This is a genomic window from Roseomonas sp. BN140053 (assembly GCF_047690175.1).
Lineage (GTDB): Bacteria > Pseudomonadota > Alphaproteobacteria > Acetobacterales > Acetobacteraceae > Roseomonas.
The window spans coordinates 229,384-251,984 of sequence record NZ_JBLLEB010000004.1 but is presented as its reverse complement, the minus strand read 5'-3'; the positions used below and the strand labels follow the sequence as shown (position 1 = coordinate 251,984).

The 22,601-nt window shown below is 73.2% G+C and carries 20 protein-coding genes and 1 pseudogene; 14 read left to right on the top strand and 7 right to left on the bottom strand.

Going from position 1 to position 22,601, the window contains the following annotated elements:
* Window positions 1-71 precede the first annotated feature (71 nt).
* Together ACLIBK_RS06705 and ACLIBK_RS06700 are read right to left on the bottom strand one after the other, a co-directional pair.
* A complete protein-coding gene (locus ACLIBK_RS06705) occupies window positions 72-1,517 on the bottom strand; it encodes a DUF6880 family protein (RefSeq protein WP_415386460.1) in 1,446 nt (481 codons plus the stop codon).
* A gap of 85 nt (window positions 1,518-1,602) precedes the next feature.
* Complete coding sequence (locus ACLIBK_RS06700; protein WP_415386459.1) at window positions 1,603-1,806, bottom strand: hypothetical protein; 204 nt, start codon at window positions 1,804-1,806, stop codon at window positions 1,603-1,605.
* Window positions 1,807-2,102: 296 nt separating this feature from the next.
* Here ACLIBK_RS06700 and ACLIBK_RS06695 point away from each other — a divergent pair, with 296 nt between their 5' ends.
* From ACLIBK_RS06695 to ACLIBK_RS06655, 9 genes are all read left to right on the top strand, one after another.
* Window positions 2,103-3,299, top strand: a complete 1,197-nt coding sequence (locus tag ACLIBK_RS06695) for an ABC transporter substrate-binding protein (RefSeq protein WP_415386458.1) — start codon at window positions 2,103-2,105, stop codon at window positions 3,297-3,299.
* 25 nt (window positions 3,300-3,324) lie between these two features.
* Window positions 3,325-4,191, top strand: a complete 867-nt coding sequence (locus ACLIBK_RS06690; RefSeq protein WP_415386457.1) for a branched-chain amino acid ABC transporter permease — start codon at window positions 3,325-3,327, stop codon at window positions 4,189-4,191.
* Between the two features lie 4 nt (window positions 4,192-4,195).
* Complete coding sequence (locus ACLIBK_RS06685; RefSeq protein WP_415386456.1) at window positions 4,196-5,188, top strand: branched-chain amino acid ABC transporter permease; 993 nt, start codon at window positions 4,196-4,198, stop codon at window positions 5,186-5,188.
* 199 nt (window positions 5,189-5,387) lie between these two features.
* The gene (locus tag ACLIBK_RS06680) at window positions 5,388-6,167 is read left to right on the top strand and encodes an ABC transporter ATP-binding protein (protein WP_415386455.1); all 780 of its coding nucleotides are present in this window, start codon (window positions 5,388-5,390) and stop codon (window positions 6,165-6,167) included.
* A complete protein-coding gene (locus ACLIBK_RS06675; protein ID WP_415386454.1) occupies window positions 6,164-6,958 on the top strand; it encodes an ABC transporter ATP-binding protein in 795 nt (264 codons plus the stop codon). The genes ACLIBK_RS06680 and ACLIBK_RS06675 overlap by 4 nt, the downstream gene beginning before the upstream one ends.
* Window positions 6,959-7,097: 139 nt before the next feature.
* Complete coding sequence (locus ACLIBK_RS06670; RefSeq protein WP_415386453.1) at window positions 7,098-7,568, top strand: DUF4863 family protein; 471 nt, start codon at window positions 7,098-7,100, stop codon at window positions 7,566-7,568.
* Between the two features lie 36 nt (window positions 7,569-7,604).
* Window positions 7,605-9,218: a benzoate-CoA ligase family protein gene (locus ACLIBK_RS06665; RefSeq protein ID WP_415386452.1), complete on the top strand. Its 1,614-nt coding sequence runs from the start codon at window positions 7,605-7,607 to the stop codon at window positions 9,216-9,218.
* Complete coding sequence (locus tag ACLIBK_RS06660) at window positions 9,215-10,051, top strand: alpha/beta fold hydrolase (RefSeq protein ID WP_415386451.1); 837 nt, start codon at window positions 9,215-9,217, stop codon at window positions 10,049-10,051. The genes ACLIBK_RS06665 and ACLIBK_RS06660 overlap by 4 nt, the downstream gene beginning before the upstream one ends.
* A 347-nt stretch (window positions 10,052-10,398) precedes the next feature.
* Window positions 10,399-11,781 carry a hypothetical protein gene (locus ACLIBK_RS06655; RefSeq protein ID WP_415386450.1) on the top strand — a complete coding sequence of 461 codons (1,383 nt, stop codon included), beginning with the start codon at window positions 10,399-10,401 and terminating at the stop codon, window positions 11,779-11,781.
* Between the two features lie 234 nt (window positions 11,782-12,015).
* Here the strand turns inward: ACLIBK_RS06655 and ACLIBK_RS06650 are convergent, their stop codons facing one another.
* From ACLIBK_RS06650 to ACLIBK_RS06635, 4 genes are all read right to left on the bottom strand, one after another.
* On the bottom strand, window positions 12,016-13,227 hold the full coding sequence (locus ACLIBK_RS06650; protein WP_415386449.1) for an FAD-dependent oxidoreductase: 1,212 nt from the start codon (window positions 13,225-13,227) through the stop codon (window positions 12,016-12,018).
* Window positions 13,227-14,423: an amidohydrolase family protein gene (locus tag ACLIBK_RS06645; protein WP_415386448.1), complete on the bottom strand. Its 1,197-nt coding sequence runs from the start codon at window positions 14,421-14,423 to the stop codon at window positions 13,227-13,229. Before ACLIBK_RS06645 ends, ACLIBK_RS06650 begins: the two co-directional genes overlap by 1 nt.
* Window positions 14,424-14,434: 11 nt before the next feature.
* Window positions 14,435-15,016 (bottom strand): amino acid synthesis family protein, encoded by a 582-nt coding sequence (locus tag ACLIBK_RS06640; RefSeq protein ID WP_415386447.1) that lies wholly within the window; start codon window positions 15,014-15,016, stop codon window positions 14,435-14,437.
* A 240-nt stretch (window positions 15,017-15,256) separates the two neighbouring features.
* On the bottom strand, window positions 15,257-16,489 hold the full coding sequence (locus ACLIBK_RS06635) for a YeeE/YedE family protein (RefSeq protein WP_415386446.1): 1,233 nt from the start codon (window positions 16,487-16,489) through the stop codon (window positions 15,257-15,259).
* Between the two features lie 434 nt (window positions 16,490-16,923).
* Here ACLIBK_RS06635 and ACLIBK_RS06630 point away from each other — a divergent pair, with 434 nt between their 5' ends.
* The gene (locus ACLIBK_RS06630) at window positions 16,924-17,988 is read left to right on the top strand and encodes an SDR family oxidoreductase (RefSeq protein ID WP_415386445.1); all 1,065 of its coding nucleotides are present in this window, start codon (window positions 16,924-16,926) and stop codon (window positions 17,986-17,988) included.
* 158 nt (window positions 17,989-18,146) lie between these two features.
* Here ACLIBK_RS06630 and ACLIBK_RS06625 read toward each other — a convergent pair.
* Window positions 18,147-18,410 (bottom strand): annotated as a pseudogene (locus ACLIBK_RS06625) (HU family DNA-binding protein); the annotation flags it as partial.
* Between the two features lie 312 nt (window positions 18,411-18,722).
* On the opposite strand from ACLIBK_RS06625, the gene ACLIBK_RS06620 reads away from it, so the two are divergent.
* The 4 genes from ACLIBK_RS06620 to ACLIBK_RS06605 all read left to right on the top strand — a co-directional run bounded on the left by ACLIBK_RS06620 (window position 18,723) and on the right by ACLIBK_RS06605 (window position 22,508).
* Window positions 18,723-19,691 (top strand): NADPH:quinone reductase, encoded by a 969-nt coding sequence (locus tag ACLIBK_RS06620; RefSeq protein ID WP_415386444.1) that lies wholly within the window; start codon window positions 18,723-18,725, stop codon window positions 19,689-19,691.
* A 224-nt stretch (window positions 19,692-19,915) separates the two neighbouring features.
* Window positions 19,916-20,593 carry a hypothetical protein gene (locus tag ACLIBK_RS06615; protein ID WP_415386443.1) on the top strand — a complete coding sequence of 226 codons (678 nt, stop codon included), beginning with the start codon at window positions 19,916-19,918 and terminating at the stop codon, window positions 20,591-20,593.
* Between the two features lie 5 nt (window positions 20,594-20,598).
* A complete protein-coding gene (locus ACLIBK_RS06610; RefSeq protein ID WP_415386442.1) occupies window positions 20,599-21,267 on the top strand; it encodes a GntR family transcriptional regulator in 669 nt (222 codons plus the stop codon).
* 131 nt (window positions 21,268-21,398) lie between these two features.
* Window positions 21,399-22,508 (top strand): Bug family tripartite tricarboxylate transporter substrate binding protein, encoded by a 1,110-nt coding sequence (locus ACLIBK_RS06605; RefSeq protein WP_415386441.1) that lies wholly within the window; start codon window positions 21,399-21,401, stop codon window positions 22,506-22,508.
* Window positions 22,509-22,601: the final 93 nt, after the last annotated feature.

Here is a 22,601-nt window from a genome sequence, read left to right as displayed (position 1 = left end):
CTCCAGGCCGCCCGCCAGCTGTGCCTCCAGGCGCGCCCACGGCACGGCGGACGGGCGGCGGCCACCCGGGATCAGCCCAGCTCGTCCACTTCCTGCCAGAACCCGGCCTTGCGGCCATGGGCGCTCCGGAGCAGCCGCTCGTAGGCCGCGTGGTCGGGGATGGCGCCGAAGGCTTCCACGCGCGGCGCGGCATCCCGGCAATCCCGGAAGTGCCGCGCCGCGTGCTTGTAGCGCGACGACCGGGCGGCCCCGAGCGTGAAGTCGATCATGGCCCGGCGCAGCACCGTCGCGGCGAGCGGAAAGCGGCTGTCCAGCGCTTCGGCGGCCGGCGAGAGCAGCTCGTAAAGGTCGCCGTTCAACGCCTTCGCCCGGTTGAGCACGAGCTCGCTGGCCCGCCGCAGGTCGGGCCAGGCGACGAGGAAGCCCAGCGCTTGGTGGACGTCCTTGAAGGCCAGCGCGTGCGCCATCGCCCGCTGCTCCGCCTCCACATCGTCGAAATCCGGCAGCTTCCGGAGAAAGGCGCGGAGATGGGTGGCGTTGAGCGTCGCGGCGAAGCGCTCCCACCGGAAGGCCTGCGCGTCCCCGGACCGCCCCAGCGCCTCGAGCACGTCGAGGCGCGCCTGTTCCCATTCGATCGGTGCCTGCGGGCGCTGCCGGGCTTCGACGCGCTCCACCGCCGCCCAGGCTTCGGGCAGGCGCCCGGCGGCGAGCAGCCGTTGCGCGATGGCCGCGGCGGCGGCGGGCATCCCGCGCGCCGGGGCGTCGAACTGTTCGATGAAGCCGTCCACGTCGCCGAGCGCGTCGGCGACCTGCTGCAGGATCACGGCGGCGCTGCGCTTCCGGTGCCGGGCCTGGATCTCGTCGGCGTGGATCGGGCCGGAACCCGACCAGCCGATCACCTGCCGCTGGCCGCCGGGCGGCGTCGCGGCCGGCGCCGCCTGCCACGCCTGCACGGCGTCCCTGATGACGGCCAGCCCGGCCTTGCCGAGCTGGGGGGCCAGAATGGGGATCAGCTCCTCCCAGACGCCGTGCTCGTCGGCGGCGAGGGCCCGGAAGGCGCGCTGGGCGAGCGCCTCGGGCGGGATGCCGGCCCGTTGCGCCAGGGGGCCGAGGTCCTGGGCCGCGGCCCGGAACGCGGTGAACAGGTGGCCGCTGCCGTCGTCGGAGCGCGCGAGCACGCCTTCGGCGCAGCCGACCAGGCGCCAGAGCAGCTCGAAGGCCTCGGCGGGATCGGCCGGGGCGACCAGGTCGAGGATCGCGCGGCGCTGGACTTCCAGCTCGGCCAGGAAGGGCTTGATCTTCTGCCAGTCCAGCCAGGTCTTCGCCCGGCCGATGCTGAGCAGGTGCTTGGTGACGGCGCGCGCCGTTCCGCCGGCACCGTCGCTGCCCGCCAGGGCCAGGCGCAGCTGCCGCTGGGCGGCGGCGTTGCCCTTGCTGACTGCCATGAGCAGCTCCGCGAGCCGCGCCGCCCCGAGCGCTTCGAGATTCGCCGCGTTGAGTGTCTTGCCGGAGGCCATGCCACGCTTGTGGCGCCGCCGGGTGGCGCCTTCAACGGCCGCCTCGCGGGCGGCGCGGTCCCGGAGCGCGGGGCGGGCGCCGCGCTCAGCGGTGCAGGAGCAGCAGCAGTTCCAGCGCCATGATGGCGGCCAGCGCCCCGGCCACGGTGGCGGCGGGCGTCACCGTCCAGCGGGCCTGCGCCCCGGCCGAGGCCACCCGGTGCGACGTCAGCCAGGTCCAGGCGCCGCCCACCACCACCCCAGCAATCAGCGCGAGGCTCACGATCTCGCTGAGTTCAACGGAATCCATCGCGTATCCCTCCCGGTCGGCATGACAAGGCAGTAATCTAGCGCGGAGGCGCAACGGATCGCCAGCGCGGCGTGACGGGGCCGGCCGCACGGGCCGCCTGCCGGAGCCGCGCCGGGGGAACGATTGCGTGAGCAGAGGCGCCATGCAACAAAATGCATGGTGATGCCCGGACCTGCAGGATCGCACAGATTCGGCGGGGCCGGGACACGAGGAAACAACCGAGCGGACGGCGCGAGGCAAGGAACCGGGGTTTCAAACCGGCAGCGACCCGTTCCACCAAGGGAGACGATTCAGGAATGCCCGAGCGCCAGGAGCGGGGGATCACCCGCCGCAGCTTCGCAGGACTGGGTGTGGCGGCGGTGGCCGCCGGGCTGGCCCGGCCGGCGATCGCCCAGGGGGCCGCGGTCAAGATCGGGCTGATGCTGCCCTTTTCCGGCACCTTTGCCGCGCTGGGCGAGAACATCGCCACCGCCTTCGAGATGCACCTGGCCGAGAAGGGCGGGCGCTTCGGCGGCCGCGCCGTGCAGATCGTGCGGCTGGACGATGAATCCGAACCCTCCAAGGCGGTGCAGAACGTCAACCGCCTGTTGAGCCGCGACCGGGTCGAGGCGCTGGTGGGCACGGTGCATTCGGGCGTGGCGATGGCGCTGGTGCAGGCGGCGCGCGAGCGCGGCGTGCCGCTGATCATCCCCAATGCCGGCAACGTGGCGGCGACCCGCGAGCTGTGCGCGCCGCTGATCTTCCGCACCTCCTTCAGCAACTGGCAGCCGGCCTTCGGCATGGGCAAGGCGCTGGCGGCGCAGGGCGTCAAGAAGGCGGCCTGGGTCAGCTGGGACTACGCCGCGGGCAAGGAAGCGGGCGAGGGCTTCCGCGACGGGCTCAAGGCCGGCGGGGCGGAGCTGACGCGCGAGCTGTGGCTGCCCTTCCCGGAAACCAACTTCCAGCCGATCCTGGCGCAGATTCCCGGCCTGGGCGTGGAAGCGGTGGGGTCCTTCTTCGCCGGTGGCGGCGCGGTGCAGTTCGTGCGCGACTATGCCGCGGCGGGCTTCCGCGACCGCATCCCGCTGACCGGCTCGGGCTTCCTGACCGAGGGCACGCTGCAGGCCCAGGGCGCGGCCGCAGACGGCGTGCGCACGGCGCTGCACTATGGCGACGGGTTGGACAACCCGCGCAACCGCAGCTTCCGCACCGCCTTCCGCGACAAGGCCGGGCGCGACGCGGACGTCTACGCCGTGCAGGGCTACGACGCGGCGCAGCTGCTGGCGATCGGGCTGGACGCCACCAAGGGCGACATCGCCGCGGAGCGCGAGCTGTCGCGCGCCATGGCGGGGGCGCGCATCGACAGCCCGCGCGGGCCCTTCACGCTGTCGCCGTCGCACAACCCGGTGCAGAACATCTACCTGCGCGAGGCCAAGGGCGGCGAGAACCGGGTGATCGGCGTGGCGGCCGAGGCGCTGGCCGATCCCGGCACGGGCTGCCGGATGAGCAGCTGAACCGCAGCACGGACCGCACGCCGCGATGGATCTTCCCGGACTGCTGGCGCAGGTCCTGAACGGCTTGCAGTACGGGCTGCTGCTGTTCCTGATCAGCAGCGGCCTGACGCTGATCTTCGGCGTCATGGGCGTGATCAACCTCGCCCATGGCAGCCTGTTCATGATCGGCGCCTATCTCGCCTACGTGGTGGCGGGGCTGACGGGGTCGCTGTGGCTGGCGCTGCCGGCGGCGGTGCTGGGCGGCGCCGCCTTCGGGGCGCTGCTGGAGCGTGGGCTGTTCCGCCGCTTCTACCACCGGGAGCACCTGGACCAGGTGCTGCTGACCTTCGCGCTGATCCTGCTGTTCGAAGAGTTCCGTTCCATGCTGCTGGGCAACGGCTTCCATTCCGTGCCCGTGCCGGCGGTGCTGGACGTGTCGGTGCCGATCGTCGGCGGCTTCGCGTATTCCGCCTACCGTCTGGCGGTGCTGGGCTTCTGCATGCTGGTGGCGCTGGCGATGTTCCTGAGCATCGAGCGCACCCGCGTCGGTTCCGCGATCCGCGCGGCGGCGGAAAAGCCGGAGATGGTGGACCTGCTGGGGCTGGATGCGCGGCGCATCCACCTGCTGGTTTTTGCCGTGGGCACGGCGCTGGCGATGCTGGCCGGGGCGCTCGCGGCGCCGCTGTATTCCGTCTACCCGAACATGGGCAACGGCTTCCTGATCGTGTCCTTCGTGGTGGTGGTGGTGGGCGGCGTCGGCTCCGTGGCCGGTGCCTTCTGGGGGGCGATCCTGATCGGCATGGTGGACACGCTGGGGCAGGCCTACCTGCCGGGGGCGGCGGGGCTGTCGGTCTACGTCATCATGGCCGCGGTGCTGCTGTGGCGGCCCACCGGCCTGTTCGCGCGGGCCTGACGCGGTGGTGGTCGCCGGTCGCACCGGGCAGGTGCTGCTGCTCCTCGCCGCCGCCGTCGTGGCGGCAATGCCGTTCTTCGCGGAAACTTATCACCTGCAGCTCGCCTCCACGGCGCTGGTGACGGCGATGTTCGCGCTGAGCCTGCAATTGCTGGTGGGCGGGGCGGGGCTGGTCAGCCTGGGCCACGCCGCCTTCTTCGGGGTGGGCGCCTATGCCGTGCACCTGCTGCCGCCGGGGCTTTCCGCCGGGCTGACGCTGCCGGCGGCGGCGGCCTTGGCCGGGGTGGCGGCGCTGTTCGTGGGGGCGCTGTCGCTGCGCACCAAGGGCTTCTTCTTCCTGATGACCACGCTGGCTTTCGGGCAGATGCTGTTCTTCCTGTTCCACGACACGCCGCTGGGCGGCGGCGCCGACGGCGTTTTCGTGCAGCGCCCGGCTTTCGCGGCCTTCGGCGCGGAATGGGTGGTGCCGCGGCGCGACCGGCCGGCGGTGATGCTGTGGGTCAACCTGGGCGTGCTGGCGGCGATGTATCTCGGGCTGGTGCTGCTGCTGCGCACGCTGTTCGGCCGCGCCCTGCTGGGCATCCGCTCCAACGAGCACCGCATGCGCGCCATGGGGTTCCGGACCTACCGGCTGAAGTTGGCGGCCTTCACCCTGGCCGGTGCGCTGGCCGGCGTGTCCGGCCACATGTGGGCGATGACCGAGGCCTTCGTGAACCCGGAACTGCTGGGCTGGCACCGCTCGGCCGAGGCGCTGCTGGCGGTGCTGCTGGGGGGCTTGGGCGCGCTGCACGGGCCGATCCTGGGGGCCTTCGCGCTGATCGGGCTGGGCGAGGCGGCGCAGCTGGTGACGGAGCGGCAGCGGTTGGTGGAAGGGCTGGTGATCCTGCTGGTGGTGCTGGTGCTGCCGCGCGGGCTGGTGGGGCTGGCGCCGCGCCGGGTGCCGCGCGGGGTGGCGGCCCCGGTGACGCCCGACGCGGCGCAGGGGAGCCGGCCATGATGCCGTCGGGGCTTCGCCTCGTGTTCGGTGGCAGCAGAGAGCCGGGGGGAGGTATCCCCCCGGACCCCCTTCTATTTTCGGGAGTTTTGGGGCGCGCAGGTGGCCGAGGGCGCACTGTAAACTCCCGAAAAAAGGAGGGGGCCCGGGGGAGTTCACTCCCCCGGCCTTCCCTTCCCCGCCGCAATGCCGGTCCAACGGCATGAGCGCGCCGGGCATCGCCGATCCCGCGCTCCTGCGGCCGGCGCTGGAGGCAGTGGGGCTGACCAAGCGCTTCGGCGGGCTGGTAGCGGTGGGCGGCGTGTCGCTCACGCTGCGGGTGGGTGAACTGCACGCGGTGATCGGCCCCAACGGTGCCGGCAAGAGCACGCTGACCAACCTGCTCTCCGGCGAATTGCGCCCCACCTCCGGCGAGCTGCGGGTGAACGGGGAGGACGCGATGCGCTGGCCGGCCTGGCGCTTCGCCCGCGCCGGCATCGGGCGGTCCTTCCAGCGCACGGACGTGCTGCGCGAGATGACGGTGCTGGAGAATGTGCGCCTCGCCGCCCAGGCGCGGCTGACGCCCGCCCGCCGCCTGCTGCGCAGCGCCGCTGCCGAAGGGCCGCCGATCGCGGCGGCGGAGGTCGCCATCGCCCGCGTCGGGCTGTCCGCCGCGGCAGGGCGCGTCGCCGGCACGCTGAGCCACGGGCAGCAGCGACAGCTGGAGATCGCGATGGCGCTGGCCGCCGGTCCCACCGTGCTGCTGCTGGACGAGCCGCTGGCGGGCATGGGGCCGGAGGAAAGCGAGCGGCTGGCGGCGCTGCTGCGCGAGCTGGCGCGCGACCACGCCCTGCTGCTGATCGAGCACGACATGGACGTGGTCTTCGCCGTGGCGGACTGCATGACGGTGATGGTGGACGGGCAGGTGCTGGAACACGGCACGCCGGCGCAGGTGCGCGGCTCGGCCGCCGTGCGCGACGCTTATCTGGGGCACGCGGCGTGAGCGCGGCGGGTGCCGAGGTGACGGGCGGGAACGGCAGCGCCGCGCCGGGTGGGGTGCTGCCGGAAGCGGCCGCGCTCTCCGCCACGCCCATCCTGGAAGCGCGCGGCGTGCAGGCCGGCTACGGCGAGGGGCTGGTGCTGCGCGGGATCGACCTCGCGGTGCGGCCGGGCGAGACGATCGGGCTGATGGGCCGCAACGGCATGGGCAAGACCACGCTGATCCGCGCGCTGCTGGGCCTGCTGCCGCTGCGCGACGGGGCGGTGCTGGCGGATGGGCGCGACATCTCGCGCGAAGCGCCGTTCCGCCGGGCGCGGCGCGGCATCGCCGTGGTGCCGGAAGGGCGCGGCGTCTTCGCCTCGCTGACGGTGCGGGAGAATTTGCGCCTCGCGGCGCGGCCGGGGGCGGACGGGGCGGTGCGCTGGGACGAGGCGCGGGTGCTGCACACCTTTCCGCGGCTGGCGCAGCGCATCAGCAACCGCGGCGACCAGCTTTCGGGCGGCGAGCAGCAAATGCTGAGCATCGGGCGCGCGCTGATGACCTCGCCGCGGCTGCTGATCCTGGATGAGGCCACAGAAGGCCTGGCGCCGCTGATCCGCGACGAGATCTGGCGCGTGATCGCCACGGTGCGGGAGGGCGGCATCGCCACGGTGGTGGTGGACAAGACCGTGGCCGCGGTGCTGTCCCTGGCCGACCGCGCCACGGTGCTGGTGAAGGGGGCGGTGGCCTATAGCGGCCCGCCCGCGGCGCTGCAGGCGGATACGGAGATGATGCACCGCCACCTCGGCGTGTGAGCACGGCGTGGCGGTGGCGCGCGCTATGTTGCGCGTCTTCCCTCGCTGCCGGCGGCGTGTTGCATTATCGTGCAGGTTCCTGGGGCCGGCGCCGCGCGGCGGCCGGCCGGGTTCACGAAGGAAAAGGGGAGGGCACGCCATGAGCCTCGCGGCATTCGAGCAGGCCGTGGTCGCGGTGACCGGTCGCATCGCCGGGCGGCCGGTATCCCCGGCGCTGGGGGCGGCGATGAACGCCGAGTTCCCGCCGGACGGGCCGGAGTTCACCCGGCTGGCCGCGCTGTGCCGCCAGGGCATCGCCGAGGGCTGGCTGTGCAACCGGGAAGCCGGCGGCATCCGCTACGGCCGCGCGATCAAGGCGACGCCGGCCACGCACGGTTTCTCCGTGGACGTGGTGGTGATGGACAGCATCGCCGGCCCGCAGCACGCCCATCCGGGGGGCGAGATCGACATGATCCTGCCCGAAACCCCCGGCGCCGCCTTTGACGGGGTGGGCGAGGGCTGGCTGGTTTACGGCCCGGGCAGCGAGCACGCCCCCACCGTGACGGGCGGCCGCGCGGTGGTGCTCTACCTGCTGCCCGAAGGGGCCATCGAGTTCAAGAAGCGCGGCTGAAGCGCGCGCGCGTACACAGGGAAGGAAGCAACGAGGATGTCCGGCACCACGCCCGACCCCGCCGGCAACGAGAATGCCGTGCTGCACTTCATCGACCGGCACCTGGCGGAAGGGCGCGGCGAGGCGCCCGTGCTGATCGACCCGCATCGCCGCATGACCTATGCCGGGCTGGCGGAAAGCTCGGCCCGCTTCGCCGGCGGCTTGCGCGGCGCGGGCATCGGCACGGAACGGCGCGTGGCGCTGGTGATGCTGGACACGGTGGATTTCGCCACCGCCTTCTGGGGCGCCATCCGCGGCGGCTCCATCCCCATTCCCGTCAACACGCTGCTGACGCCCGACCAGGTCGGCTACATCCTGCTCGACAGCCGGGCCGAGGCCGTCGTGGTGTCCGCGCCGCTGCTGCCGGCGCTGTTGCCGGTGCTGGCGCGCTGCCCGGCGCTGCGGCTGGTGCTGGTGGCGACCGTGGACGGCAGCGAGGCCGAACCGGTGGCACCGGAAGGGCTGCCGGCGCGCGACCTCGCCCGTTTCCTGCGCGAAGCGGCGCCGCTGCCGCAGCCGGAGCGCGCCTGCGCCGACGAGGTGGCCTTCTGGATGTATTCCTCCGGCTCGACGGGGGCGCCCAAGGGGGTGAAGCACGTCCACGGCAACCTGCGCGCCACGGCGGATACCTACGGGGCGCAGGTGCTGGGCATCCGGCAGGACGACCTGATGTTCTCCGTGGCCAAGCTGTTCTTCGCCTATGGGCTGGGCAACAGCATGATCTTCCCGATGGCGGTGGGCGCCTGCGGCGTGCTGCTGCCGGACCGGCCGACGCCGGATGCCGTGCTCGGCACCATCCGGACCTACCAGCCCACCATGTTCGCGGGGGTGCCGACGCTCTACGCGGCGCTGCTGGCGCGGCCCGACCTGGGCCCCGGCGCGGGATCGGCGCGGCTGCGGCGCTGCGTATCCGCCGGCGAGGCGCTGCCGGAGCATGTCGGGCTGCGCTGGCGCGAGATCACCGGCGTGGATATCCTGGACGGCATCGGCTCCACCGAGATGCTGCATATCTTCGTGTCCAACCGGCCCGACGACATCCGCTACGGCACCACGGGCAAGGCGGTGCCGGGCTACGAGCTGCGCGTGGTGGACGAGAATGGCCGCGACGTGCCGGACGGCGAGCCGGGCGAGCTGCTGGTGCGCGGCCCCACCGCGGCCGAGGGCTATTGGAACCAGAGGAGCAAAAGTCGCCGGACTTTCTGCGGCGAATGGACCTGCACCGGCGACAAGTACGTCCGCGATGCCGAGGGCTACTACCGCTACCAGGGCCGCGCCGACGACATGCTCAAGGTCAGCGGCATCTGGGTCTCGCCCTTCGAGGTGGAGGCGGCGCTGATGTCGCACCCGGCGGTGCAGGAAGCCGCGGTGGTGGCGCGCGAGGACGTGGACGGCCTCGTGAAGCCCATGGCCTTCGTGGTGTTCAAGGACCCCGCCGACGACGCCGACGCGCTGTTCGACGCGTTGAAGGACCACGTGAAGGCGGCGGCCGGCCCGTGGAAGTATCCGCGCTGGATCGAGGCGATGGAGGAGCTGCCCAAGACCGCCACGGGCAAGATCCAGCGCTTCAAGCTGCGCGCCTCGCTGGAGGAGCGCACGGGGCCGGAAGCGTGAGCGCCGGCCCGGCCGCCGCCGGCGGGGCTTCCCCCAGCCTGGGGGAGGTGGTGGTCGACGGCGCCCGGCTGGAAACCGCGTGGTGGGGGCCGGGGCCGGAGGAAGCGCCGACGCTGGTGCTGCTGCACGAGGGCGTGGGCTGCATCGCCCTGTGGCGCGGCTTTCCCGCGGCGCTGGCCGCCGCCACCGGCTGCGGCGTGCTGGCCTGGTCGCGCCGCGGCTACGGGCAGTCCGACCCGGTGCCGCTGCCGCGCCCGCTGGACTACATGCAGCGCGAAGCGCGCGACGCGGTGGGGCCGGTGCTGGACGCGGCGGGCGTGCGGCGGGCGGTGCTGCTGGGCCATTCCGACGGCGGCTCCATCGCCGCGATCTATGCCGGAACGCACCAGGACTTCCGCGTGCGGGGCCTGGTGCTGCTGGCGCCGCACTTCGTGGTGGAGGCGGTGACGATCGCCGGCATCGAGGATGCCCGCCGCCGCTACGAGACCACCGACCTGCGGAACAGGCTGGCGCGCTACCACGCCGACGTGGACGGCGCCTTCTGGGGCTGGAACCGCGCCTGGCTCGACCCCGGCTTCCGCGCCTTCAACATCGAGGCGGAGGTGGCGCATCTGCGGGTGCCCGTGCTGATCCTGCAGGGCGACGCCGACCCCTACGGCACGGCCGAACAGCTGCGCCTCGCCCAGCGCGAGGCCTATTGCCCGGTGGACGGGGTGGTGCTGCCGGGGGTGGGCCATGCGCCCCACCTGGAAGCGCCCGAGGCGACGCTGGGCGCGGTGGCGGCGTTTCTCGACCGCCTGCGCGAGCACGGGGAGTTCCCGCCCGGGGGCTGACCGCGCCCGGCCGGCCTGATTCGGCAGGCCTGGGGGCCGCGTGCTAGCCCCCGGCGATGCCCGCCCCCGTGCCGAACCCTCGCGCGCTGCCCCTCGCCCCCGCGGGCGAGGCCGCGGCGCGCCCCGCGGCCAGGAAGGCGCCGTGCCCCGCCTCCGCCGTGTCGCCCGCGCGGCCGCCAACCGGGGAGGCGGCCGGGCCGGCACCCGGCTGGTGGGCGCCGGCCGGATTGGGTCCCGCCGGGTTGGCCCACGCTGGGTCAGGCCATGCTGGAACAGACCGGTCTGGAGCGGATCCCTCTGGATCGGGCCGCGCCGGATCGGCCCGCACCGGATGGCCCCGCGCTGGAGTGGCGCTGGGCGCGCTGGTGGCGGTTCTGCTGGTCGGGGGCTGGCTGGCGATCGACCACCTGCCGCGCTTCTTCCAGGGGGATTCGATCGCCTATCTCAGCATCGACGCCGACCACCTTTGGCCGGACCGGTCCTGGGCCTTCGGGCTGCTGGTGTCCGCGCTGCTGCGGGCGAGCCGCAGCCACCTGTGCTTCCTGCTGCTGCAGGCCGCGCTGCTGGCTGGCACGACCCTGGCCTGCGCGGCGTTGTTTCCGCCCGGCACGGCGCGGCGGCTGTTGTTTCCGCTCTTCGTGGCCTGCGTCAGCCTCGACCCGCTGCTGGGCCTGTACCTGCGCTTCTACATGTCGGACCTGCTGGCCTTCCTGTTGTTCACCGCCTTCCTGCTGTGCCTGCACGCGGGGCTGCGGGCGCCGGCGCGGCGCTTTCCCGGCTGGTGGGCGGCGATGGCGGCCTGTCTGGCCGCGGCGGTGTTCGCCCGGGTGGCCTATGCGCCGGTGGCGCTGCTGTGTCTGCTGGGCCTGGGGGTGGGGCTGCTGCGCGCGCGGGCGGCGGTGCGGCCGCGCGGCCCCGCGCTGCGCCGGCTGGGGCTGACGCTGGTGCTGCCGCCGCTGGCCCTGGCGCTGCTGGTGGGGGCGAATGCGGCCGTGTTCGCCGGCCGCTTTCCCGGCGAGGTCTTCGCCAACAAGATGTCGGGCGTGTTCCTGCTGGGCACCTTCGCGCCCGCCCTGCAGGCCGAGGATTTCCGCGCCGCGGGCGTCGCGGTGTCGGATGCGGAGGTCGCGGCGCTGGACCTCGGGAATTTCCACAAGCGGGTGCGGCAGATCTGGGGCGAGCGGGGGGAGTCCGCGCATGCGCTGATCCGCGACCGCCTGGGCATCACCGAGGAATATTCCGCCACCGTCGACCAGGTCAGCGGCCGCATCCTGCGCCATGCCGCCTGGCGGGACCCGCTGGCGGTCGCGCGCGTCTACGCCGTGGGGCTGCTGATCTATTTCAGCCCCGATGAATGGACGACCTTTCTCCAGGAGGAGATGGGGCTGAGCCGCGACCTGCCCGAGGGCTTCGTGCAGCGCGTCAACGCGATGACCGACCGGCCGCTCGACCCCGGCATCACCGGCGTGGTGACGCCGATGCTGGCGGCCTTCCTGCACCTGGCGCCGGCCTATCCGCTGCTGCTGCTGTGCGGCAGCATCCTGGCCGCCTGGAGGCTGCTGTCCGGCCGTGGCGACCTGGCGGAACTGGTGGTGAGCGCGGGGCTGCTGGCCACGGTGGCCAGCGTGCCGCTGTTCAGCAACTACGTGATCCCGCGCTACGTGCTGGCCGCCGTGTTCCTGAGCCACCTCCTGCTGGTGCGCGCCTGCCGCCGCGGCGCTGCCGCCTGACCGTTGCCGGGTGGGGTGGGGTGGGTTGTTCCGGGCCGTTTGAGCGTCGGCCAGGGGCGCTGCCCCTGGCCACGGCCGGAGCCACCCGGAACGCCCGGCCGACCGGATTGCGGCGGAATGCTGCGGGGGTTCAGTCCGCCCAGCGGATACCGGGTGGGGTGGTGGCGATCTGGCCGGGACGCAGGGCGCGTTGTTGGATCAGGCGACCGGCGCTCCTGGCGTGGCGGCGCCGGTTCACACCATGGTGGCGGCCTGCCGCACGCTGCCGATCAGCGAGGTGCGCAGCAGGAAAGCCTTGTGCCGGGCGGGATCGGCGGCGATGGCGGCCAGCTCGTCCAGCCGCTGCTGCCGCTGCGCCGGGTCCTTTTCCTCCAGGCGCTTCTTGTTATCCACGGTCTGCGCCTGCACGAATTCGATGTTGAGCGTGCGGCGCCGCCGCTCGTAGCCGTCCAGCAGCGCGGGGTCGGCGCCGTCCAGCACCACGCCGCACAGCGTGTCGACCAAGTCCATCGCGTCGTGGATGCCGAAGTTCAGGCCCAGCCCGCCGATCGGGTTGTTCACGTGCGCGGCGTCGCCGGCCAGGAAGACGCGGCCGCTGCGGAAGGACGCCGCGACGCGCTGGTGCACCTTGTACAGGTTGCGGTGCACCAGGGCGTAGCCGTCGGGCTTGCGGTGCAGCCCGTTCAGCCGCGCCATCGCGGCCGCGTCGGACAGGGCTTCCTCGTCGCTCTCGTCCACGCGGGCGGGAAACACGGCGCGCCAGCGGCCGAGGCCGTCGTCGCCGGCCACCTTGAACAGGTTGGCCCATTCGTCGGGGTCGGCGAAGTAGTTGCGGAAGCAGGTGCCCATCATCGCCTCGAAATCGTCGAGCACGGTGAGCACCAGGAAGCGCTCGGGCCAGGTGAAGCCGTCGAAGGCGATGCCGAGCTGCTTGCGCACGGTGGAGCGGCCGCCATCGGCGCCCACCAGCCAGTCGGCGCGCAGGGTCTCGCCCGCCGCCTTGCCGCCCAGGATCACCGTGACGCCGTCCGCGTCCTGCGTCACGGCATAGACAGGGGCACCGAAGCGCACCGTGGCATTGGGCAGCGCGCGCAGGGCGTCGAGGCCCATGGCGGCCAGCTTGTGCTGCTCCGTCTGCACCACGAAGGGGAAGCGCGTCTCGCCCTCCAGCACGGCGTGGTCGAACTCGGCGATGCAGCGGCCGGCGGGGCGGTCCCAGAACTGGAAGCGGCGCGCCACCAGCCCTTCGGCGACGAAGCGGTCCAGCAGGCCGACGCGCTCGATCATCTCCAGGGTGGAGGGATGCGTGGTGGAGGCGCGCGGGTTCTGGTCCACCGCGTCGGCCGCTTCCAGCAGCGTCACGCGGAAGCCGCGCTGGGCGAAGGCCAGGGCGGTGACCACGCCCACCGGCCCGGCGCCGGCGACGAGGATGCTGGGCTCCGGCATCAGTGCGAGGCTCCGCTGAAATCCATGGGGAGGCGGCATTCCGCCACGCACACCGGCCGGATGCCGGCGGGAGTGTTGCGGCTGCGGCCGACGAAGCGCGGCACCCCGTCGGTGAACACGGCCGAGACCGCCGGCACGTCGCCATGGGCCAGTGCCGTGAGCGGGTCGTCGTGCGCGCCGCCGGCGCAGGCGTCGATCAGCACCACGTCGGCGTCGCGCCCCACGGCCAGCACGCCGCTGTTGAGGCGGTAGGTGCGGGCGTTGTTGCCGGTGGCGGCGGCAATGGCGCGCTCGGGCGGGATGCCGCCGAGGCTGGCGAGGTGGCTGATCGTGTAGAAGATGCCCAGCGGCATGATGCCGCTGCCGGTGGGCGTGTCGGTGGCGATCAGCAGCCGCTCGAACTGTCCGGCCTCTTCCAGCAGGCGGGCGGTCAGCAAGGCGGTGCGCAGGTTGCCGGCGGTGCAGATCTGCAGCGCGATGCTGCTTTCCTCCACCAGGCGGGGGAAGCCGCTGTCGGGCATGGCCACCGGGCCGCCGTTGACGTGGAACGACACGCTGGGGTCCGAGGCCAGGACGTGCTCCGCCCAGATGCCCGAGGAGCCGGGAATGGAGGAGCCGCCGGTGTGCATGGTGGTGACCATGCCGGCCGCCTTGGCCGCCCGCATCAGGGGGGCGTAGCCGAAGGGCGTGTCGAAGGCGCCGAAGCCGGCCTTGGCCAGCCAGATGCCGGCGGCGGCCAGTTCCGCGATGTCGGCCTCGGTGAGGCCGGGTTCCAGGATCACCGAGCCGGCATGGACGCGCATCCCGCCCGGCCGGTAGTCGCGGAAGCAGGCCTGCGCCGCCAGCGCCAGGGCCTTGACCCCGGCGGGGTCCTTGGGGCGGCCGGGGACATGCACCTCGGAGGCGGTGATGGCGGTGGTGGTGCCGCCATGCAGGTAGCTCTCGAGGTAGCCCACCACCTTCTGCCGCGGCGTGTAGTCGCCGAAGGTGATGTGGACGTGGCTGTCGATCAGCCCGGGGATGGCAGTGGCGCCGGCGGCGTCCACCACCACGTCGCAGCCCGCCAGCGTTTCCGCCGAAAGGCTGCCGACCGCCGCGATGCGGCCGTTCTCCATCAGGATGGCGTCGCCCTGTGCGAAGGGCGCGTCCAGCTCGCCCGACACGATGCGGCCGAGATTGGTGATGGCGCTGCGCATGGCGGCGGTTCTCAGCGCAGGCCGTCTTGGCCCGAAATCTCCGAGGCGGCGATGCCGCCGACGCGGGCGTTGAGGCGGCCGCGATTGGCCAGGCAGATGATCAGCGCCACCTCGTCCGGCGCGGGCGCGTCGGAGGGCAGGGTCACGGTCATGCCGTCGTAGTGCGAGCGGACATAGAGCGCATCCTTGTGCGCCAGCGGCACGTCGATGGCGGCGCCCGGGACGGCCAGCTTGGTGAAGGAGGGGATCCAGGCCAGGGCGCCGCCGATGGCCGCGCGCAGCGGCTCGGCAAAGGTGGTGGTGAGCAGGGCGTTGGCGTGTTCCTGCTCGCCCTGCAGGCCGACCACGCCGCCCTTGCCGTAGCTTTCCACCGGCAGGCCGCCCATGGCCTCCACGGCGAGGCGCGCGAGCTGCTCGCCCACCGCGGCGGAGGCGGCGATCATCGGCGACAGGTCGTCGAGAAAGCGGCCGGCGGCGGGGTTCTTCAGCACGGCCACGGCGGCCACGCGGCGCAGCGGCTGGTCCGCGGTGTGGCCGGCTTCCTCGGTCTTGTGGTCCACGAAGGTAAGCCAGCGACGGACGGTGAGCTGCATGCGTGTGTTCCCGATCAACCGCGCCGCGCCCGGAATGCGGACCAGGGCATCCCGGGAAACGGTCCGGGACGGTCCGGGAAGCGCCGGCGCGTGCTTGCCGGGCGAGGCTAACAGCCCGCGGGATTGTCTGACAAGCTGACATTCCGGGCCATCACGCGGGCCGGAAACGAAAGGGCGCCGCCGGTTCCTCACCGGGGCGCCCTTCGCGTCCGATGCGCCGCCGCGGCGTGCGGCGGGCGCTCAGCAGCCGGTCGGCTGCGGCGTGCGCTCCACCTCCAGCCCGAAGAAGGGCCGCAGGCGGGTGCCGATGAGGTTGCCGGCAAAGGCCGCCACCATCCACAGCCAGCCATGCAGGCTGCCCGAGGCGATGCCGGAGAAGTACGCGCCGATGTTGCAGCCATAGGCCAGCCGCGCGCCGTAGCCGAGCATCAGCCCGCCCACCACCGCCGCCACCGCGGAGCGCAGCGGCACCCGCCAGGTCGGCGACCAGCGCCCGGCCAGGGTGGCGGCCAGCAGCGCGCCGACGATGATGCCGAAATCCATCACGGAGGTGACATCGGCGAAGACGCTGCCCTCCAGCGAGGCACGGGCCGCGGGGGCCGACCAGTAGGGCCAGCTGGCCACGTCCACGCCCAGCCCGGCGGCGATCTTGGAACCCCAGAGCGCGAAGGCGGCGGTGATGCCCCAGGGGCGTCCGGACAGCGCCAGGGTGACGAAGTTCAGCAGCGCCAACGCCACGCCGCCCGCCACCACCGGCCAGGGGCCGCGCAGCAGCCGCGCCAGCCCGGTACGGGGCGAGGCGGGGGCGAACAGCAACCGGCCGTGCCGGCGCCGTTCCAGCACCACGGTGACGGCGGCGATGGCCGCGAAGACCGCCAACTGCACGACGATGCCCAGGGTGGGGCCGAGGCTGGTCACCAGCGACACCCGCGGCAGGCTGGGCAGCGCCGCCCACCAGTGCAGGTGCGCCGCGCCCAGCACGGAGCCGGCGATGAACGCAGCCAGGGTCAGCAGCATCCGCGTGGAACCGCCGCCCACGGTGTAGAGCGTGCCGGAGGCACAGCCGCCGCCCATCTGCATGCCGATGCCGAACAGGAAGGCGCCGAAGGCCACGGAAACGCCCACCGGCTGCACCAGCCCCGCCACCGGCTGGCCCCAGAGCGAGCCCGCCGCGAGCACGGGAAAGAACAGCAGCGTGGCCAGGGCGAGCATCAGCATCTGCGCCCGCAATCCCTCGCCGCGACGATCGCTGATGAAGACCCGCCAGGCGGAGGTGAAGCCGAAGCTGGCATGGTAGAGCACCAGCCCCAGCGCCGCACCCAGGGCATAGAGCGCGGCTTGCCGCGGGCTGACGAGGTTGCCGATCAGCAGGATGCCCAGCACGAGCACGGCTCCCGCGGCCAGGGCCGCCGTGCGCTGGACCCCCAGCGCCGCGCGGGGCGCGGCACCGGGGAAGGTGGTGGATGCGGACATGAGAGCCTTTCCCGGCGAGGCGCGCGACGGGTCCTGAAGAACCGGGTCCGCGGGCCTGGATACCGGGGCAGGATGTCGTGGCGGGATGCGTGGTTTCCAAGAATTGCCGGCGGGTTCTGCGATGCGGGATCGTGCAATCCGGGCCGTTTCGCATGTGCCGCCGGCATCCCAGGCCGGCGCGGAGCGGCCGGGCCGGCCAGGGAACAACCGCCGTGCAGCGCCGGCCCAGCGCGGAATCGCGCGGTTTTCCGCCAGTTTCGCGGTATCGGCCGGCGGTCGTGCCACGCCCGGGCGCCGCCCCATGCCACGCGGGATTGCGATCCGGGCGAGGGGCGCGCGCCGTCACCGGGACGCAGCCATGCCGGGAAGGCGGTGTTTATCCCGCCGGAACCCGCCGCCGAACGCCGGCCGCAGGAACGGGGAAGGGCCGCAGCATGTCAGGCAGCAACAGGGTGATCCTGGTCGCGGGGGCGCAGGGCGTCATCGGCCGCGCCGCGGCGCAGCATTTCCGGCGCGAGCCCGGAGCCAAGGTGTACGCGCTGTCGCGCCGCACGGAAGGCCATGTGGAGGGCGTGGTTCCCGTGGCCGTGGACCTGCTGAACCCCGGGGAGGTGCGGGAGAAGCTGGGCGGCGTGTCCGACGTCACGCATATCGTCTTCGGCGCCTATATCGAGCGCGCCACTGCGGCGGAGAAGAGCGCGGTGAACCTCGCCATCCTGCGCAACCTGCTGGACGTGATCGAGCCCAACTGCCCGGGGCTGGAACACGTCACCTTTTACCAGGGCGGCAAGGCCTACGGCGCCGATCTCGGCCCCTTCAAGACGCCGGCGCGCGAGGACGACCCGCGGCTGATGCCGCCCAACTTCTACTATGACCAGGAGGACTTCCTGCGGGAGCGGCAGCGGGGCAAGCGCTGGCACCTCACCGCGCTGCGGCCGGAAGCGGTGTGCGGCTTCGCGCTGGGCAACCCCATGAACCTCGCCATGGCCATCGCGATCTACGCCGCGATCTCGCGGGAACTCGGGCTGCCGCTGCGCTTCCCGGGCTCGATGGCGGCGTATCGCGCGCTGTACCAGGTGACCTCGGCCAAGATCCTGGCGAGCGCCACGGACTGGGCGGGCCGCATGCCGGCGGCGCGGGAGGAAATCTTCAACATCACCAACGGCGATTATTTCCGCTGGGAACACCTGTGGCCGCGACTCGCCGAGCAGTTCGGCATGCCCGTCGCCTATCCCGTGCCGATGCCGCTGGCCACCTATATGGCCGACAAGGAACCGGTCTGGGACACGATGGTGCGCCGCCACGGGTTGCAGCCGATCCCCTATCGCCAGCTGGTGTCCTGGGAATTCGCCGACTTCATCTTCAACAGCGGCTTCGACAACATCAGCAGCACGGTCAAGGCGCGGCAGACCGGCTTCGCCGACTGCATCGACACGGAGGAAATGTTCGGGCTGTTCTTCCGCCACCTGCGCGAGGAGGGGATCATCCCGCCGGCCTGACCGGTCGGGGATTGCCGGGCGCGGCACCCTTCCGCGGGGAAGGGGCCGGCAAGGTTTCCGGCGGCGCTGCGGCCGCCGGGCAGCGCGCGCGGGGCTCAGCCCGCGGCGGTGGCGGCCTTGGCGGCCTTGCGCTTGCTCTTCTTCACGCCGGCAAAGGCGGCTTCCTTGAGCGAGGGCGCGGCCTTGAACTTCACCGTGGCGCCGGCCTTCACCGACACCTTCTCGCCGGTGCGCGGGTTCAGCGCGGTGCGCTTGGGCGTTTCGCGCACCGTGAAGGCGCCGAAATCGGGCAGCGAGAAGCGGCCGTTCTCGATGATCTCCGCCTTGATGGCGGCGATGATCTCGGCCGCGAGCCGGCCCGAGGCCACGCCCGTCAGGTCGCTGGACTGCTGGATGACGTCCGTCAGGAACTTCTTCGACATGCCCCGGTCATAGTGAAGCGCAGCGCAGGACACAAGAGTCGCAAAATCCGCGCGGGCGAAACCGGTGGCTGAACGGTGCCGGCGCGCTGCGGCAACACTGCTCCGGCCGGCGGGAAGCGGGCGGGCCACAGGATTCGCGGCCGGTTGCGGCGGCGAGTCGCGGTTGTGCCCGCCGCGCGCGGTTGCTTCACTCCGGCCGCGCGCGGCGCAGGGCTGGAGAACGGATATCCCGATGCGAAGAATGCCGATGGCTGCGGGGCAGCGCCGCCGGGACCTTGCGGCGCGTCGCGTCGTGCCGGGGAAGACCCGCTGATGCGCGCGGCCTGGTACGAGCGCACCGGCCCGGCGCGCGAGGTGCTGCAGCTCGGCACGCTGCCCGATCCCGTGGCGGGGCCGGGCGAGGTGCTGGTGCGAATCCGCGCCAGCGGCGTGAACCCGCACGACACCAAGCGCCGCGCCGGCTGGCGCGGCATGGCCGGCCCGGCGCGCCGCAGCGTCCCGCATGGCGACGGCGCCGGCGAGGTTGTGGCGGTGGGGGAGGGCGTGTCGCGCGACCGGCTGGGCGAGCGGGTCTGGCTGTGGAACGCGCCGGGCACCGCGGCGGAGCTCTGCGCCCTGCCGGCGGAACAGGCCGTGCCCTTGCCGGCGGAGGCGGATTTCGCCGCCGGTGCCTGCCTGGGCGTGCCGGCCTGCACGGCGCATGACGCGGTGTTCGCCGACGGGCCGGTGGCCGGGATGTGCGTGCTGGTGCACGGCGCCGCCGGCGCGGTGGGGGAGCCGGCGCTGCGCTTCGCCGCCCGTGCGGGGGCGCGCGTGCTGGCCACCGCCAGCACGCCGGACAAGGCGGCGGTGGCGCGCGAGGCCGGGGCGGCGGCGGTGTTCAACTATCGCGACCCCGACTGCGCGCAGCAGGTGCTGGCGGCCACCGGCGGGCGCGGCGTGGACCGCATCATCGAGGTGGACCTGGGCGCCAACCTGGCGCTGGATGTCGCGATCGTGGCGAACAACGGTTCCATCGCCTCCTATTCCTCGACGCGGGTGCCCGAGCCGGTGCTTCCCTATTACCCGCTGGCCTACAAGGGCGTGGCGCTGCGGCTGGTGCAGGGGATGATCCTGCCGCCCGCGCGCCGCACCGCCGCGGCGGAGGCCATCGCGGTGGGGCTGCGGGACGGCTGGCTGGCGCCGCGGATCGGGGCGCGCTTTCCCCTGGCGGAGATCGCCGCGGCGCACGAGGCGCTGGAAGGCGGCCGGCAGATCGGCAACGTCGTGGTGGAGGTATAGCGGCGGTCGCGAGCGGGTGCCCGGTCCCTGGCACCGGGGCCGGACGGTGCGGCCGGCATTCCGGGCCGCGGCTTCGAGTGTGGCCGGGCGGATGGCGATCCGTTCCATCATCACGGGCGGTGAAAAGGGGCGAAGGCTGGTGCCCACGCGCCGTGCTTGCCAGCCCGGCCCACCCGCACCTAGGATTGTCTGACAAGCTGACAGTGGAGGCAGGTTCTCTCGCCATGCAGGGCAGCACCATCCTGTTCTCGGAAATGACGCCACCCCCTAGCCGCGAGGACGTGTTCCACCGCTGGTACGACGAGGAGCACATCCCCCTGCGCGTGGCGGTGCCGGGCTTTCGCAGCGCCCAGCGCTACGCCGCGACCGAGGCGCCGGGCTTCCTGGCGGTGTACGAGATGGACACGCCCGCGGTGCTGCGCTCGCCCGAATACGGCGCGGTGAAGGGGCAGCCCAGCGCCCTGACCCGCGACATGCTGGGCAGCGTGTCGGGCTTCACCCGCTACATCGGCGAGGAGATCGCGGTGCGCCGCCGCGCCGACGGACCGGAAGGCGGCCCGGCAGCGGCGCTGGACGCGCCCCTGCTCTACGCCGTGTGGTTCACCGTGCCGGCCGAGCGCTGCGACGACTTCGATGCCTGGTACGAGCAGGACCACGTGCCGCTGCTGATGAGCAGCCCGGACTGGTGGATGGTGCGCCGCTTCCGGATCATCGACGGCGAGCCCGGGCGCTTCAACCGCATGGCGCTGCACTACCTGGGCGACGAGGCGGCGATGCGCTCGCCGGCGCGCGACGCCGCGCGCGCCACGCCCTGGCGCGCGCGCCTGGCCGCGGAACCCTGGTTCCAGGGCGAGTATTCCCTGTTCCGCCGCCACGGCGCGCGGCAGCGGGCGGGACGCTGAGCGCGATGGAGCTGCGCATCCCCGCCGCGGTCACGGTGCAGGCGCAGGCGGTGAGCACGCTGCGCGAGGCGATCCTGAGCGGGCACTTCCAGCCCGGCCAGCGGCTGGTGGAAACCGAGCTCTGCGGCACGCTGGGCATCAGCCGCCCGTCCCTGCGCGAAGCGCTGCGCCGGCTGGAAGGCGAGCGGCTGGTGTCCATCGTGCCCAATCGCGGCCCCTCGGTGGCGGAGATCACCTGGACGCAGGCGGAGCAGATCTACGGCCTGCGCGCCCTGCTGGAAGGCGAGGCCGCGGCAGCGGCCGCAACCGCCGCCACGCCGGCGCAGCTGGCCGCGATGCGCGAGGCGCTGGCCGCCTTCGACGCCGCGGCGGCCGCCGGCGATGCGGCCGGGCGGGTTTCCGCCACCACGCGCTTCTTCGACGCGCTGCTGGCCGCGGCCGGCAACGCGGTGATCGAGGAGGTGCTGCGCGGCCTGCTGGCCCGCATCAACCTGCTGCGCGGCCGTTCCATGTCGCGCGCCGGGCGGGCGCGGGAAAGTGCGGCGGAGATGCGCGTCATCCTCGACGCGGTGGCGCGGCGCGACGCGGCGGCGGCGCGGGCGGCGGCGGCGGCGCACGTCGCGGCGGCGCGCGACGCGGCGCATGCCGTGATGCTCAGCCTGGCGGCGGCCTGAGGCGGCACGACCCAGTTCCGCCCGCAGGCGCGCGGGCGACAGTTCGGCACCCCGGAACAACCGGGGGCCACGACGATCGGGCAGGACGCCGGTGCGGATCGAATGAACCGTGACGGAGAAGATTGCAGGTGTTGAACAGATTTCGCGCGACGGCAGGCCGTCGCTGGGCGGCATGGACGCAGCCCCGCGCGGCAGGGCCGCAGCGCCTCGGCGCGGTGTTGCCGCGGCAACTTAGCGCGGTACGGCCGCAGCGGATCGACGCGGCACGGCCGCGACGCGCCGCGCTGGCGCTCGCCGCCGTTGCTGCCCTGGCCGCCGCGCCGCTGCCGGCCCTGGCGCAGCCGGCCTGGCCGGACCGCCCGATCCGGCTGATCGTGCCCTTTCCCCCGGGCGGGGTGACGGACAGCGTCGGCCGGCTGTCGGCGGAATGGCTGGCCGCGCGGCTCGGGCAGCCGGTGGTGGCGGAGAACCGCTCCGGCGGCAACGGCGCGGTGGCGGCGGATTTCGTGGCCCGCTCGCGGCCCGACGGCTACACGCTGCTGGTGGCCAGCGCCTCGCAGATGGTGATCCTGCCGGCGCTGACGCGGGTGCCCTACGACCCCCTGCGCGACTTCACGCCGATCTCCGTGGTGGCCAGCAATCCCTTCGTGCTGGGCGTGTCGCAGCGGCTGGGCGTGCGCACGCTGGCCGAGTTCGTGGCGCTGGTGAAGCAGCAGCCCGGGCAGCTGAACTACGCCTCCGCCAGCAACGGCTCGGGCAGCCACCTGACCATGGCGCTGTTTCTGCAGCGCGCCGGGCTGGACATGCAGCACGTGCCCTATCGCGGCGGCGGCCCCGCGGTGCAGGACCTGCTGAGCGGCACGGTGTCGGCCTATTTCGGCAATCCCAGCGAGCTGATGCCGCAGATGCAGGGCGACCGCATCCGCGTGCTGGCGAGTTCCGGCCAGCGGCGTTCGGCGGAATTGGGCGACCTTCCCACCGCGGCCGAGCAGGGTTTCGACGGCTTCGCCACGGAAACCTGGAACGGCATCGCCGGCCCGGCCGGGCTGCCGCCGGAGATCGCGGCGCGCCTGGCTCGCCTCCTCGGCGAGGCTTGCGGCGACGAGGGGTTCCGGCGGTCGCTGGGGCGGCTCGGCACGGAGCCGGTGTGCAACGCGCCGGATGCCTTTGCGGCGCAGATCCGCGCGGAAGCGCCGGTCTGGACCGAGGCGGTGCGGGTTTCCGGCGCCACGCTGGACTGAGGCGGCGAGGGCGGGCAGCGCTGTTCCGCCCCTTGCGGCGGCGCCTGGCGTGCCATCTCCTGCATTCGTGATGATCCCGCCTGTCCGGGACCC